Raw genomic sequence first — 15,101 nt, 5'->3', positions numbered from 1 at the left:
AAAGGCAAAGGCAAAGGCAAAGGCAAAGGCAAAGGCAAAGGCAAAGGCAAAGGCAAAGGCACACGCTGGGCGCTTTGGGTAATGGTCTCGCCGATTTTACAGATAGATGTGGTCTAGGTCGGAGCCAACTGTCTTTCACGAAAGGCTGACAAGGGGTCAGGCAGGTCCATGTCGGCAGCATTGCGGTCTCTCATCAATACCGCATCGCGCAAGGCAACGCGGTCCGTGTAGGAGCGACTTTAGTCGCGATGGACGGCGCAGCCGACCCAATGGCTGCAATTGTCCTCTGCCTGTCGATACGCGCGGCCTGAGTCAGGCCGGCTGCGCCGGCCATCGCGGCTGAAGCCGCTCCCACAGGTCAATGGCTTGTTCCTCCACAACAAATGCCCTCAGGCCACCGCAATCCTGGAGCGAGCTTGCTCGCGATGGACGTCAACGATGACGCGAACGCCTGACGTATCGCGGTGCCTGGGCGTTTTTCGCGAGCAAGCTCGCTGCTACGGTGGGCGGCTCGAGGCAAATTGCTGCAACTCCAGCTCGCTCTGTAGGAAGCGGCCGGTCCGGCGCTCCGATCAGTCGCGATGGCCGGCGCAGCTGGCCCAGCACAGGCGACACGGATCAGCTGGCAAAAACCGGCCCCCTCCCTGAGCCGAAGCGCGCTCATCCACCCGCCCATGTGCTCAACGCTTGCGCAGCAACACGCTACCAATCGAATAGCCGGCGCCGAACGAACTGAGCACACCCAGCGTGCCCGGCTGCAGGTCGTCCTGGTACAGGTGGAAGGCGATCACAGAGCCCGCCGAACTGGTGTTGGCGTAGCGGTCGAGGATCACCGGTGCTTCGGTTTCACTCACCTCACGGCCCAGCAGCTTCTTGACGATCAGGTGGTTCATGCTGAGGTTGGCCTGGTGCAGCCAGAAGCGCTGCACATCGCTTGGCTGCATGCCGTTGTCGCTCAGGTGCTGGGCGATCAGCTCGGCGACCATCGGGCAGACTTCGCGGAACACCTTGCGCCCTTCCTGCACGAACAGCTTGTCGGCATCGGCGGCGTGGCTTTCGTCGGCGCGGTTGAGGAAGCCGAAGTTGTTACGGATGTTGTTGGAGAACTGGGTCAGCAGACGGGTGCTGACGATATCGAACTGATGCGCCGAGGTGGCTTGGTCCTGACGCTCGATCAACACTGCCGTGGCAGCGTCACCAAAGATGAAATGGCTGTCGCGGTCACGGAAATTGAGGTGGCCGGTGCACACTTCCGGGTTGACCACCAGCACCGCACGGGCCTGGCCCAGCTGCACGCTGTTGGCGGCGGTCTGGATACCGAAGGTGGCCGACGAACAGGCCACGTTCATGTCGAAGGCAAAACCCTGAACGCCCAGCGCGTCCTGGACTTCAATGGCGATGGCCGGATACGGCCTTTGCAGGTTGGAGCAGGCGACGATCACCCCATCGACATCGGCGGCGGTGCGCCCGGCGCGTTCCAGTGCTTGCCGAGCGGCGGCCACGGCCATCTGGCAGAGCACCGAGGGCTCGTCGTTGCTGCGCTCGGGCAGGTTGGGCTTCATGCGCTGCGGATCGAGAATCCCGGCCTTGTCCATGACGTACCGGCTCTTGATGCCTGAGGCCTTCTCGATGAAGGCTGCGTTGGACTCACCCAGCGGCTCGACCTCACCGCGCTCGATGGCCCCGGCCTGCTCGCGATTGGCCTGCTGCACCCAGGCATTGAAGGCGTTCACCAGTTCTTCGTTGGAAATGCTCTGGGCCGGGGTGTACAGGCCGGTGCCGCTGATTACGACGTTATGCACGGTCGTTCCTCTGATCTATGGCCGGCACCCGACGTAGGGCCGACGCGAAACACACCAGGATGCTGGCACGGTGGTGCCAACTGTAAGCCGTGACACCCCCGTACGATCATGAGGCCATGCACCTGAACCGACGGTGCGCTGTGTGGGCCTGGATTGCAGGCCTGGCGCTTGGGTCAACCGCCAGCCACTGCAGCACAGCGCCGATCGATTCAGTGAACAGCCACACGATGAAGCCAGGAGTATCCGTTCAAGCGAAAACTGCGGTCAGTCTGCCATAAATTGCCGGGATCAACCTTCGACCTGGGTCCACTGCTTGCCCAGGCGCTTTTCGGAAATCGGCACTTTGGTGCCCAGCTGCTGAGCAAACAACGACACTCGGTATTCTTCCAGCCACCAGCGGTACTGGACCAGTTGCTCATCGCGCTTGCCTTCTTGAGCGTGCTTGTCGGCGCGAACCTTGTACTGTGCCCACAGGTTGCTCAATTCACCGCTCCACACCCGATCCTTCTGCACCTGGGCGCCGAGTTTCTCCAGACGCAGCTCGATGGCCTTGAGGTAGCGCGGCAGTTCCTTGAACCACGCCCCAGGCGTTTCGCGGACGAAGCCTGGATAGACCAGGTTGCCCAATTGCTGGCGGATGTCATTGAGCGAGACCGCCTGACTCAGGTCGATTTTTCCCTTGAAGCGCTTCTGCAGCCCGTGCCACAGCTTGAGCACGTCCAGGGTCTGACGGGCCAGGCGCTCGGCGTGCTCGGCCCAGCCGCCGCGCTTGCGCTCGGCCAGTGAGGCCAGTGCGGCGCCCTCGCGCGGCAGCTCGGCCTCCCCTTCCAGAATGCAGCTGTCGAGGCTGGCCAGAAGGATATCCTCCACCAGCGCATCCAGCCGCCCCAGCTCGCGGTACAACAGCCCCAGCTCGGTCAGCCCCGGCAATTTGCCACGCAAGAACTTGGCGGGCTCTGCCAATTGCTGCAACAACAGACGTTGCAAGGCACGCCGATGCTGGAACTGCGCCTCGGCCTGGGTCGAGAAACGGCCTTCGCGCACGGTACCGTTGTCCTCGACCAACGCCGGATACACGGTCAGTGAAAGCCCCGCGATCTTCTGCTGGGTGGTCTGCGCCACCTGGGCGAAGGCCTTGGCCTGTACCGGCTGCTCGGCCTTGTCGGTGCGCGGCAGGGCCAGCGCCGCCTGGCTGGCTGCGGCAAAACGGGCCGTCAGCGCGGCCAGGTCACGACCTTCGCCAAGGAACTTGCCCTGACCGTCGACGACCTCGATGTTCATCCGCAAGTGGCTTTCGACCAGCGCCACGGACTCGGCCCAGGCTTCATCCGAAACCCGCGCCCCGGTCATGCGCAACAGCTCCTGTCCCAACGTCTGGGGCAAGGCGCCCTCGGCGAAACTCAGCCGCGTCAAAGCGGCCTTGACGAAATCCGGCACCGGCACGAAGTTCTTGCGCAGCGCTTTGGGCAAGTTACGCACCAAGGCCACGCACTTGGCTTCCAGCAGGCCGGGCACCAGCCATTCCAGACGATCGCCCGGCAGGCTCGGCAGCAGCGGCGCCGGAACCCGCACGGTCACGCCGTCGCGGGGATGATTCGGCTCGAAGTGATAGGTCAGCGGCAGGCGCAAGTCACCCAGCTTGAGGTTGTCGGGGTATTGCGCGGCGGTGACTTCGCTGGCTTCGCGGGCCAGCACATCCTCCTCGCGCATGATCAGCAGATCAGGCTGCTGCTGGCTGGTCATGCGGTACCAGGCGTCGAAGGTGGCGGTCTGGTGAATCTCAGCCGGCAGGCGCGCTTCGTAGAAGCCGTACAGGGTTTCCTCATCGGCGAGAATGTCGCGACGGCGGGCCTTGGCTTCGAGCTCGTCGAGCTGTTCGAGCAAGCGTTTGTTCGCCGTCAGGCACTTGGCCCGGGACTGGATCTCGCCGCCCACCAAGCCTTCACGAATGAACAGCTCGCGCGAGACCACAGGGTCGATCGGCCCGAAATGCACCGGCCGGCGCCCTACCACGATCAGCCCGTACAGGGTGATCTGCTCGAACGCCACCACCTGCCCGCGCTTTTTCTCCCAGTGCGGCTCAAAGTGGTTCTTCTTGATCAGGTGCCCGGCCAGGGGCTCGATCCAGTCCGGCTCGATCTTCGCCACCATGCGCGCGTACAGCTTGGTGGTCTCGACCAGCTCGGCGGCCATGATCCACTGCGGGCGCTTGCGACCGATCCCGGACGATGGGTGCACCCAGAAGCGCCGCTGGCGTGCGCCCTGGTAATCGCCCTCTTCGGCCTTTTGCCCGATCTGGCTGAGCAGGCCGCTGAGAATCGCCTTGTGCATGCGCGGAAAATCGGCCGGGTCCTTGTTCACCGTCAGTTGCAGTTCGCGGCAGATCAGTGCCAGCTGGCGATGCGAATCGCGCCACTCGCGCAGGCGCAGGTAGTTGAGGAACTGCTTGCGGCACCAGGCGCGCAGCGGGCTGGACGTCAGCGCCTGGCGCTGTTCTTCGAAGCCGCGCCACAGGTTGACCAGCGCGGCGAAGTCCGAATCAGCGTCCTTCCATTGTGCGTGCGCCTGATCAGCCGCTTGCTGACGCTCGGGGGGACGTTCGCGCGGGTCCTGCACCGATAACGCACTGGCCACGATCAACACTTCCTGCAGGCTGCCCTGGCGTGCGCCCTCGAGCAGCATACGTCCCAGGCGCGGGTCGATCGGCAAGCGCGCGAGCTGGCGGCCCAGTGGCGTGAGCTGGTTCTCGCGGTTGACCGCTGACAGCTCTTGCAACAGGTTGAAACCATCGGTGATGGCCTTGCCGTCGGGCGGCTCGATGAACGGGAAAGCGTCGATCTTGCCCAGGCGCAGGTGCAGCATCTGCAGGATCACCGCCGCAAGGTTGGTGCGCAGAATCTCAGGATCGGTGAATGCCGGCCGGCCGTTGAAATCCTCTTCGCTGTAGAGGCGAATGCAGATACCCGGTTCGACCCGGCCACAACGGCCTTTACGCTGGTTGGCGCTGGCTTGCGACACGGCCTCGATCGGCAGGCGCTGCACCTTGGCGCGGTAACTGTAGCGGCTGATGCGCGCAGTGCCGCAGTCGATCACATAGCGAATGCCGGGCACCGTCAGTGAGGTTTCCGCCACGTTGGTGGCCAGCACCACGCGCCGCCCCGGGTGCGACTGGAAAATCCGCTGCTGCTCGGCCGGCGACAAACGTGCATACAGCGGCAGAATCTCGGTGTGGCGCAGCTGCGCCTTGCGCAGCATCTCGGCGGCGTCACGGATTTCCCGCTCGCCGGGCAGGAACACAAGTACATCGCCCGGGCCCTTGCGCTGGCCACGCTCATGCGCGGCGATTTCGTCCAGCGCCGCGAGGATGGCCTGGTCGACGGTCAGATCGTCGTCCAGCGCATTGCCCTCTTCGTCCTGCTCGCGGGTCAGTGGCCGATACCAGGTGTCCACCGGGAAGGTCCGCCCGGATACCTCGATGATCGGTGCGTCGTCGAAGTGCTTGGAAAAGCGCTCCAGGTCGATGGTGGCCGACGTGATGATCAGCTTCAGCTCGGGGCGCCGGTGCAACAGCGTCTTCAGGTAGCCGAGCAGGAAGTCGATGTTCAGGCTGCGCTCGTGGGCTTCGTCGACGATGATCGTGTCGTAGCGCTCGAGCAGGCGGTCATGCTGGGTTTCGGCCAGCAGGATGCCGTCGGTCATCAGCTTGACCAGGGTATTGGCGTCGCTCTGGTCTTCGAAGCGCACCTGATAGCCCACCAGCCCGCCCAAGGGCGTGCCCACCTCTTCGGCAACCCGCGCGGCCACGCTGCGCGCCGCGATTCGCCGTGGCTGGGTGTGGGCGATCTGGCCATGCCGGCCGCGCCCCAGTTCCAGGCAGATCTTCGGTAGCTGGGTGGTCTTGCCGGAACCGGTTTCACCGGCAATCACCAGCACCTGGTGCTCGGCCAGCGCCTTCTTGATGTCCTCGCGCTTGGCAGCGATGGGCAGGCTGTCGTCATAGCGAATGACAGGCACGCTCTGCTCGCGGGCGACGACCTGGGCACAGGAGGCCTGGACCTTCTCCACCCACTGCGCCAGGCGTGCTTCATCCGGGCGTTTGCGCAGGTCGTGCAACTGCCGACGCAAGCGGTGGCGGTCGGCAATCATGGCGTGGTCGAGGTTGTTCAGCAGTTGGTCGATGGCGTGATCTGTCATGGGTCTCGGGAGGCGGCAGGTCTGGCCTGCTGGGGCATGATCGGCATTCATAAGCGCGCGATTGTCGCAGATTTATGCCTGTTCGGCACAGCGGGGGGTTGCAACGGCAGGTGTGGGCGAGGGAGGCAGGTGCGGTAAGTGCCGCGCGGCGACCCACCCGCGGAGGTGTTCAAACCTGCTTCGCGAGTGAGTCAGCCAACACGTGGAGCGATCAGGCGCTTTTCTTCACGCCCAGTTTCTTCAGCTCTTCATCGCGCAGCTCGCGGCGCAGGATCTTGCCCACATTGGTGGTCGGCAGCGAATCGCGGAACTCGATATGTCGCGGCACCTTGTAGCCGGTGAGGTTGGCGCGCATGTGTTCCATCACCTGCTCCTTGGTGAGGGTCATGCCGGGCTTGAGCACCAGGAACACCTTGATCACCTCACCCGACTTCTCGTCCGGAATGCCGATCGCGGCGCACTGCACCACGCCTGGCAAGCCGGCCATGACGTCTTCGAGCTCGTTGGGGTACACGTTGAAGCCGGACACCAGGATCATGTCTTTCTTGCGGTCGACGATGCGCATGTAGCCGTCGGGCTGGATCAAAGCGATGTCACCGGTTTTCAGCCAACCCTCGCTGTCGAGAATCTCCGCAGTCGCCTCATCGCGCTGCCAGTAGCCCTTCATCACCTGCGGGCCTTTGACGCACAGCTCACCGACCTCGCCCAACGGCAGCTCGGCGCCGCTGTCATCGATGATCCTGCACAAGGTGGAAGGCACTGGAATGCCGATGGTGCCCACCTGATTGTTCTCTGCCGGGTTGACCGCCGCCACCGGGCTGGTTTCAGTCATGCCGTAGCCTTCGCAGATGGCGCAGCCGGTGACGGCCTTCCAGCGCTCGGCGACACTCAATTGCAAGGCCATGCCGCCCGAGAGGGTGATCTTCAGTGCCGAGAAGTCCAGGGCACGGAACGCTTCACTGTTGCACAGGGCCACGAACAGCGTGTTCAGCCCCACGAAGCCGCTGAATTTCCACTTGCGCAGTTCCTTGACCATGGCCGGCAGGTCGCGCGGGTTGCTGATCAGCACGTTGTGGTTGCCGATCAGCATCATGGCCATGCAATGGAAGGTGAACGCATAGATGTGGTACAGCGGCAGCGGCGTGATCAAGATCTCGCAGCCTTCCTTGAGGTTGGCCCCCATCAAGGCGCGGCATTGCAGCATGTTGGCAACCAGATTGCGGTGGGTGAGCATCGCGCCCTTGGCCACCCCCGTGGTGCCACCGGTGTATTGCAGCACGGCCACGTCGTTGGACGCCGGGTTGGCATCTGCCACGGTCTGGCCACGCCCTTTGGCCAGGGCATCGTTGAAGCGCACGGCCTGGGGCAAGTGATAGGCCGGAACCATCTTCTTCACGTACTTGATGACGCTGTTGATCAGCAGGCGCTTGATCGGCGGCAGGAGGTCGGCCACTTCGGTGACGATGACGTGCTTGACGTCCGTTTTGGGCACCACTTTTTCCGCCAGGTGCGCCATGTTCGCCAGGCACACCAAGGCTTTGGCGCCGGAGTCCTTGAACTGATGCTCCATTTCCCGCGCGGTGTACAGCGGGTTGGTATTGACCACGATCAGGCCGGCGCGCAACGCGCCGAACACGGCAACGGGGTATTGCAGGACATTGGGCAGTTGCACGGCGATACGGTCGCCGGGTTGCAGGTCGGTGTGCTGCTGCAGCCAGGCGGCGAAATCGCCAGACAAGGCATAGAGCTCGCCGTAGGTCAGGGTCTTGCCGAGGTTGCTGAACGCGGGTTTGTCGGCAAAGCGCTGGCAGGACTGCTTGAGGACCGTCTGGATGTTGGGAAATTCGTCAGGATCGATTTCGGCCGCGATACCGGCCGGATACTTGTCCTTCCAAAAATGTTCGATCATGGAGCCCCACTCCTTTTGCTACAGCGAAGTCTCACGCGTTCATGCGCTTATTATTGGGAAATGATGACGGTTGACTGCAATCCGATCATCGAAAGCGCGCCGAGAGTACCAGCTTTGCAAAAGGCCGACCACATGCCGGCAAGGGTCAATCGGTCATAAAAAGGACTCATATGCGTTTTTTGGTCACAACCCTACACGGTGCAGCGCGCTGGTCGGGATAGCGCTGTGAGCCCCGAGCCAGTGCCGTTGGTGCTGACTCGGAGCCCTGCACGATCCTGGCTTCACGCCAGATCGCGGAGCTCGCGCCGCAGGATCTTGCCCACCGGAGTCATCGGCAGGCTCTCGCGCACCACGATCTGCCGAGGCACCTTGTAGGCGGTGAGGTGGGTTTTGCAGTAGGCCTTGAGGTCTTCCACATCCAGCCCACCCTCACGGGCCACCACGAACAGTTTGACCGCCTCGCCCGCACGCTCGTCGGCCACGCCGATGGCCGCGCAGTTGACGACGTGCGGATGCCCCATGACCACCTCCTCCACCTCGTTGGGGTACACGTTGAAGCCCGAGACGATGATCATGTCTTTCTTGCGATCGACGATGCGGGTGAAGCCGTCCGGATCGATCACGGCGATGTCGCCGGTCTTCAGCCAACCGTCGGCATCGAGGGTGTCGGCCGTGGCCTGGGGTTGCTGCCAGTAGCCCTTCATCACCTGTGGCCCCTGGATGCACAGCTCACCTGGCGAGCCCAGCGGCTGCTCGTGACCTTCGTCGTCGATCACCTTGAACGCCGTACCGACCACCGGCATGCCGACGGTGCCCAGGCGCGCCATCTGGCCATAGGGGTTGGTGCTGGCCACCGGGGACGTTTCGGTCAGGCCGTAACCTTCGACGATGCGACAGCCGGTGAGGCTTTCCCAGCGTTCGGCCGTGGCCTTGACCAGCGCCGTGCCGCCCGAGTTGGTGACCTTCAGCGCCGAGAAATCCAGCGACCGGAAGCCGGGGTGGTCCATCAACGCCACGAACAGCGTGTTCAGGCCCAGCAACGCGGAGAACCGCCACTTGCCCAGCTCCTTGATAAACGCCGGAATGTCGCGCGGGTTGCTGATCAGCACGTTGTGGTTGCCCGTGACCATGATGCACATGCAATTCGCGGTGAAAGCATAGATGTGATAAAGCGGCAGCGGCGCGATCATGACCTCGCGCCCTTCCTTGATCATCGGCTGGCCATCGGGCCCGTGCTGGGCGAAACAGGCCAGTACCTGCAGCATATTGGCGATCAGGTTGCCGTGGGTAAGCATGGCGCCTTTGGCCGGGCCGGTGGTGCCGCCGGTGTACTGCAGCACGGCGATGTCGTCACGGGTTTGCGGCACCGTCGTGTGCGTGGCGCGACGCCCCTCGCGCAGCGCTTGCTTGAAGGCAACGGCCTGGGGCAGATGATAGACGGGAACTTTCTTCTTCACCTTGTCCACCAGCAGGTTGATCAGCCAACCCTTGGCCGTGGGCAGCAGATCACCCAGCCTGGCTTCGATCAGGTACTCGAGGCCGGCGTCCTGATGCACCTCCTGCACCCGATCGCCGAACAGGTTCAGGTAGACCAGTGCCCGCACGCCTGCATCACGGAACTGGTGGCGCATCTCGCGCGCGGTGTATAGCGGATTGGTATTGACCACCACCAGCCCGGCACGCAGCGCGCCGAACACGGCAATGGGATATTGCAGGACATTGGGCATCTGCACCGCGATGCGGTCGCCCGGCTTGAGTGTGGTGTGCTGCTGCAGCCAGGCGGCGAAGGCCGCGCTGTGCTGCTCGAGGTCGGCGTAACTCAAGGTCACGCCCAGGTTGCTGTAGGCGGGGCGATCAGCGAAACGCTTGCAGGAGCGCTCGAAAACCTCGACCACGGAGGCGTATGCGTCGAGGTCGAGCGTGGCGGGTACTCCTGCCGGACGCTTGTCATTCCAGAAGTCAGCGTGCATTTATTATTGTTCCTTTGCCTGGCGCTGTGCGGTCGGTGGGACGAGGGCATGACCCTCACGACACCCGGTTCCGGGAAGGAAACCGGCATGCCATCGACGTTAGCACCTCCCTCCCCTGCGGGCGGCGGCCATTAACATCGTGAATCGTATTTCCCCCGGGCAGCGTATCCGTCCCAAGCGCAGACACATTGCTTGACGTCCTCTTGTCAGGAACCAGCATGCTCAACGAAATCAATCGCGAAGCGGCAACCGCCGATATACTCGATGGGCTGGAGCACGCGCTGGCCCTCGGTCGACCCGCGCGCAACGAGTGATCCACCTTTTTTGACCGCCCCGTTAAGGAACCCTGATGACCCAGGTCAGCAACACGCCCTACGAAGCCCTTGAAGTCGGCCAGACCGCCCGCTACGAGAAATCCGTCGAAGAACGTGACATTCAGCTGTTCGCCGCCATGTCCGGCGACCACAATCCTGTGCACCTGGACGCCGAGTTCGCCGCCAAGAGCATGTTCCGCGAGCGTATCGCCCACGGCATGTTCAGCGGGGCCCTGATCAGCGCCGCCGTGGCCTGCACACTGCCGGGCCCCGGCACCATCTACCTGGGCCAGAAGATGAGTTTCCAGAAACCGGTGAAAATCGGCGACACCCTCACCGTACGCCTGGAAATCCTCGAAAAGCTGCCCAAGTTCAAGGTGCGCATCGCCACCAACGTCTATAACCAGAACGATGAACTGGTGGTCGAGGGGGAGGCCGAAATCCTCGCCCCGCGCAAGCAGCAGACCGTCGAGCTGGTGTCGCCGCCGAACTTCGTCGCGGGCTGAGCCGCGCGGTCGACCCTGAGCTGCCAAGTGATCGGCGGAGGGTTGCTGCCGACGCCTTCGATGCAGCCGACGCAAATCTGGAGCCGGCCCAGACGGCTATGTCACAATCGCCGGCATGACAACGCTCCCCCTCTGCTGCGACCCGATCCGCTACCACTGGCCATTGCCCCGCCCCCTCCCCGGCGCGGTGCTGGCCAGTTGCGCATTCGACCCTGCACGGCTCGCTGCCGACGATTTTCAACGCGCTGGCATCGAGCAGACCGACGCACTGCAACGCTCGGTGGCCAAACGCCAGGCGGAATACCTCGCCGGTCGCAGCTGCGCTCGCGCGGCCTTGCAGCGCCTTGATGGCCGCCTCTACGTCCCGAGCACTCAAGCCGATCGCTCCCCGGCCTGGCCGCCCGGTGTCCATGGGTCAATCACCCACGGCAAGGGTTGGGCCGCTGCCGTGGTGGCTGCCGAGGGCGCTTGCCAAGGCATCGGTCTGGACCAGGAGAGCCTGCTCGACGATGAGCGCGCCGAACGCCTGGCCAGCGAAATCCTCACCCCTGCCGAACTGCAACGCCTGGATCGGCAACAATTCGGCCTGACGGTCACCTTGACCTTTTCGCTCAAGGAAAGCCTGTTCAAAACCCTCTACCCGATCACCAAGCAGCGTTTCTACTTCGAGCACGCTGAAGTGCTGGCGTGGTCGGCGGACGGATTCGCGTGTTTGCGCTTGCTGACAGATCTGTCGGAGCGCTGGCACTGCGGTGTGGAAATAGAGGGGCAGTTCTGCCTGACGGACGGTCATCTGCTAACCCTGGTCAGTGTTTGAACGGCGTCCAACATGACAGGCGGTCTCAAGCAATTTACGTGCTGAAAAGCAACTGTAAAATTTCTTCTCTGCGGCACCATGACCCCTAAAAACGCCGAAAGCTGCTTGGGACAAGGCCTACAGCGAAGACCGATATTTCACGCACAAAATACCCACAAGGTTATCCACAGACCTTGCCTTGCAAACCCCCCAAGACCGCATTATCTTGTATCGCAATTCACGCGAACCACTACATGTTGGGTTTCGCGGTAAATCACAAACACAAGTGCAGACAGAATTTCAAATGATTTTTCTGTCGGAACTTCAAGTGGTTTCAGTAGACAAACCGCTCCTGCAGAGGTGACCGAAGCAGCCCGCCAGGGCACTGACCGGTCATAGGTGCCACGACAGCGTCTGGCACCAGACGGCAACGGGTTACGGACCTGTCCGCAACCTTTGACTTCGGCCAGGGAGCGGCAGTTGTTTGCCCCTAATTCCTGAGTCTGTCCCGAAGTCGGCACGCCCGGACGGGTCAATGCGCGCGTCGCATTGCCTTATGGGTGGCACGAGAACGTGGACAGAAACGGTGGGCGCCTTTAATGCGCCCGAACACTATAGAAACTGTGGAGACACCCACCGATGCAAACCGACACAACTCGCGAGAACCCGCAGACCACGCAGCCACACGGCGCCGATTCCAATCAGGATCTGGCTGCCACTGCGCCTGGCCAACTGCGCGTGATCAAGCGTAACGGCACCGTCGTCGCCTACACCGATGACAAGATCACCGTTGCCATCACCAAGGCGTTCCTCGCAGTTGAAGGCGGCACCGCTGCCGCCTCGTCGCGCATCCACGACACCGTCGCGCGCCTGACCGAGCAGGTCACGGCCACCTTCAAGCGTCGGATGCCGTCGGGCGGCACCATCCACATCGAAGAAATCCAGGACCAGGTCGAACTGGCCCTGATGCGTGCCGGTGAGCAGAAAGTCGCCCGCGACTACGTCATCTACCGTGACCAGCGCGCCAAGGAGCGTGCCACCCGCGCCACCGCAGACACCGTGGTCGAAGCGCACCCGACTATCCGCATCAGCCTGGCCGACGGCAGCAAAGCGCCGTTGGACATGGCTCGCCTGAACACCATCATCAGCGAAGCCTGCGAAGGCCTGGCCGAAGTCGACGGCGAGCTGATCCAGCGTGAAACCCTGAAGAACCTGTACGACGGCGTGGCCCTCAAGGACGTCAACACCGCGCTGGTGATGACCGCCCGTACCCTGGTCGAGCGCGAGCCGAACTACTCGTTCGTCACCGCCCGCCTGCTCATGGACACCCTGCGGGCTGAAGGCCTGGGCTTCCTCGACGTAGCCGACAGCGCCACTCACCACGAAATGGCCCAGCTGTACGCCAAGGCCCTGCCGGCCTACGTGGCCAAAGGCGTGGAATTCGAGCTGCTCAACCCGGCCCTGAAAGACTTCGACCTGGAGCGCCTGGGCCAGGCCATCGATCACGAGCGTGACCAGCAGTTCACCTACCTCGGCCTGCAGACCCTCTACGACCGCTACTTCATCCACAAGGATGGCGTGCGTTTCGAGCTGCCGCAGGTGTTCTTCATGCGTGTGGCCATGGGCCTGGCGCTGGAAGAGCAGGACAAAGAAGCCCGCGCCATCGAGTTCTACAACTTGCTGTCGTCCTTCGACTACATGGCCTCGACGCCTACCCTGTTCAACGCCGGCACCCTGCGCCCGCAGCTGTCGAGCTGCTACCTGACCACCGTGCCGGACGACCTGTCGGGCATCTACCACGCGATCCACGACAACGCCATGCTGTCGAAATTCGCCGGTGGCCTGGGCAACGACTGGACCCCGGTGCGCGCGCTGGGCTCCTACATCAAGGGCACCAACGGCAAATCCCAAGGCGTCGTGCCGTTCCTGAAAGTGGTGAACGACACCGCCGTTGCGGTCAACCAGGGCGGCAAGCGCAAGGGCGCGGTCTGCGCCTACCTGGAAACCTGGCACCTGGACATCGAAGAGTTCATCGAGCTGCGCAAGAACACCGGTGACGATCGCCGTCGTACCCACGACATGAACACCGCCAACTGGATTCCTGACCTGTTCATGAAGCGCGTCTTCGATGACGGCCAGTGGACCCTGTTCTCGCCCAACGAAGTGCCTGACCTGCACGACCTGACCGGCAAGGCCTTCGAAGAGCGTTACGAGTATTACGAAGCCCTGACCGAGTACAACAAGATCAAGGTGTTCAAGACCATCCAGGCCAAAGACCTGTGGCGCAAGATGCTGTCGATGCTGTTCGAGACCGGTCACCCATGGTTGACCTTCAAAGACCCGTGCAACCTGCGCTCGCCGCAGCAGCACGTGGGCGTTGTGCACAGCTCCAACCTGTGCACCGAGATCACCTTGAACACCAACAAGGACGAGATCGCGGTCTGCAACCTGGGCTCGATCAACCTGCCGAACCACATCATCGACGGCAAGCTCGACACCGCCAAGCTGCAACGCACCGTGAACACTGCCGTGCGCATGCTCGATAACGTGATCGACATCAACTACTACTCGGTGCCGCAAGCGCGCAACTCGAACTTCAAGCACCGCCCGGTAGGCCTCGGCATCATGGGCTTCCAGGACGCGCTGTACCTGCAGCACATCGCCTACGGCTCCGACGCTGCCGTCGAGTTCGCCGACAAGTCGATGGAAGCGGTCAGCTACTTCGCCATCCAGGCCTCCTGTGACCTGGCCGACGAGCGCGGCGCCTACGAGACGTTCCAGGGTTCGCTGTGGTCCAAAGGCATCCTGCCGCTGGATTCGCAACAGATCCTGATCGAGGCACGCGGCGCCAAGTACATCGACGTCAACCTGGAAGAATCGCTGGACTGGGCACCGGTCCGTGCCCGCGTGCAGAAAGGGATTCGCAACTCGAACATCATGGCCATCGCGCCGACCGCGACCATCGCCAACATCACCGGCGTGTCGCAGTCCATCGAGCCGACCTACCAGAACCTGTACGTGAAATCGAACCTGTCGGGCGAGTTCACCGTGATCAACCCGTACCTGGTCCGTGACCTGAAGGCACGCGGCCTGTGGGACGCGGTGATGATCAACGACCTGAAGTACTACGATGGTTCGGTGCAGCAGATCGAGCGTATTCCACAAGAGCTCAAAGACCTGTACGCCACCGCGTTCGAAGTCGATACCAAGTGGATCGTCGATGCGGCCAGCCGTCGCCAGAAATGGATCGACCAGGCGCAATCGCTGAACCTGTACATCGCTGGCGCCTCGGGCAAGAAGCTCGACGTGACCTACCGCATGGCCTGGTACCGCGGCCTGAAGACCACCTACTACCTCCGTGCCCTGGCTGCAACCAGCACCGAGAAGTCGACCATCAACACCGGCAAGCTCAACGCCGTGTCCAGCGGCGGCGACAGCGCCCCAGCCCAGGCAGCCGGCCCCGCGCCCGTGCCGAAGGCGTGCGCCATCGACGAGCCGGATTGCGAAGCCTGCCAGTAAGAGACGCCGCGCAGCCAGCGCGATCCCTGTGGGAGCGGCTTCAGCCGCGATGGGCTGCGCAGCAGCCCTGACCGCTGCAGCCGCGTTTCGC

The 15,101-nt window shown here is 62.9% G+C and carries 7 protein-coding genes; 3 read left to right on the top strand and 4 right to left on the bottom strand.

What is annotated here, in order from left to right; translation table 11 throughout:
* Positions 1-680: 680 nt before the first annotated feature.
* From RT028_RS16785 to fadD2, 4 genes are all read right to left on the bottom strand, one after another.
* Positions 681-1,802, bottom strand: a complete 1,122-nt coding sequence (locus tag RT028_RS16785) for a beta-ketoacyl-ACP synthase III (protein ID WP_312936241.1) — start codon at positions 1,800-1,802, stop codon at positions 681-683.
* A gap of 288 nt (positions 1,803-2,090) precedes the next feature.
* Entirely contained in the window at positions 2,091-5,996 is a 3,906-nt protein-coding gene (gene hrpA, locus RT028_RS16780; RefSeq protein ID WP_312936240.1) for an ATP-dependent RNA helicase HrpA, read from the bottom strand.
* 211 nt (positions 5,997-6,207) lie between these two features.
* Positions 6,208-7,905, bottom strand: coding sequence for a long-chain-fatty-acid--CoA ligase FadD1 (gene fadD1, locus RT028_RS16775; protein ID WP_312936239.1), 1,698 nt, complete (start codon positions 7,903-7,905; stop codon positions 6,208-6,210).
* Between the two features lie 281 nt (positions 7,906-8,186).
* Complete coding sequence (gene fadD2, locus RT028_RS16770; protein ID WP_312936238.1) at positions 8,187-9,875, bottom strand: long-chain-fatty-acid--CoA ligase FadD2; 1,689 nt, start codon at positions 9,873-9,875, stop codon at positions 8,187-8,189.
* Positions 9,876-10,224: 349 nt separating this feature from the next.
* On the opposite strand from fadD2, the gene RT028_RS16765 reads away from it, so the two are divergent.
* The 3 genes from RT028_RS16765 to RT028_RS16755 all read left to right on the top strand — a co-directional run bounded on the left by RT028_RS16765 (position 10,225) and on the right by RT028_RS16755 (position 15,010).
* On the top strand, positions 10,225-10,695 hold the full coding sequence (locus RT028_RS16765; protein ID WP_312936237.1) for a MaoC family dehydratase: 471 nt from the start codon (positions 10,225-10,227) through the stop codon (positions 10,693-10,695).
* 115 nt (positions 10,696-10,810) lie between these two features.
* Positions 10,811-11,512 carry a 4'-phosphopantetheinyl transferase superfamily protein gene (locus tag RT028_RS16760; RefSeq protein ID WP_312936236.1) on the top strand — a complete coding sequence of 234 codons (702 nt, stop codon included), beginning with the start codon at positions 10,811-10,813 and terminating at the stop codon, positions 11,510-11,512.
* A 618-nt stretch (positions 11,513-12,130) separates the two neighbouring features.
* Positions 12,131-15,010: a ribonucleoside-diphosphate reductase subunit alpha gene (locus RT028_RS16755; RefSeq protein WP_312936235.1), complete on the top strand. Its 2,880-nt coding sequence runs from the start codon at positions 12,131-12,133 to the stop codon at positions 15,008-15,010.
* Positions 15,011-15,101: the final 91 nt, after the last annotated feature.

Origin of the sequence: Pseudomonas sp. (assembly GCF_032058845.1) — a bacterium.
Taxonomy (GTDB): domain Bacteria; phylum Pseudomonadota; class Gammaproteobacteria; order Pseudomonadales; family Pseudomonadaceae; genus Aquipseudomonas.
The sequence above is the reverse complement of the archived record's forward strand: the minus strand, read 5'-3'. Positions and strand labels throughout refer to the sequence as shown.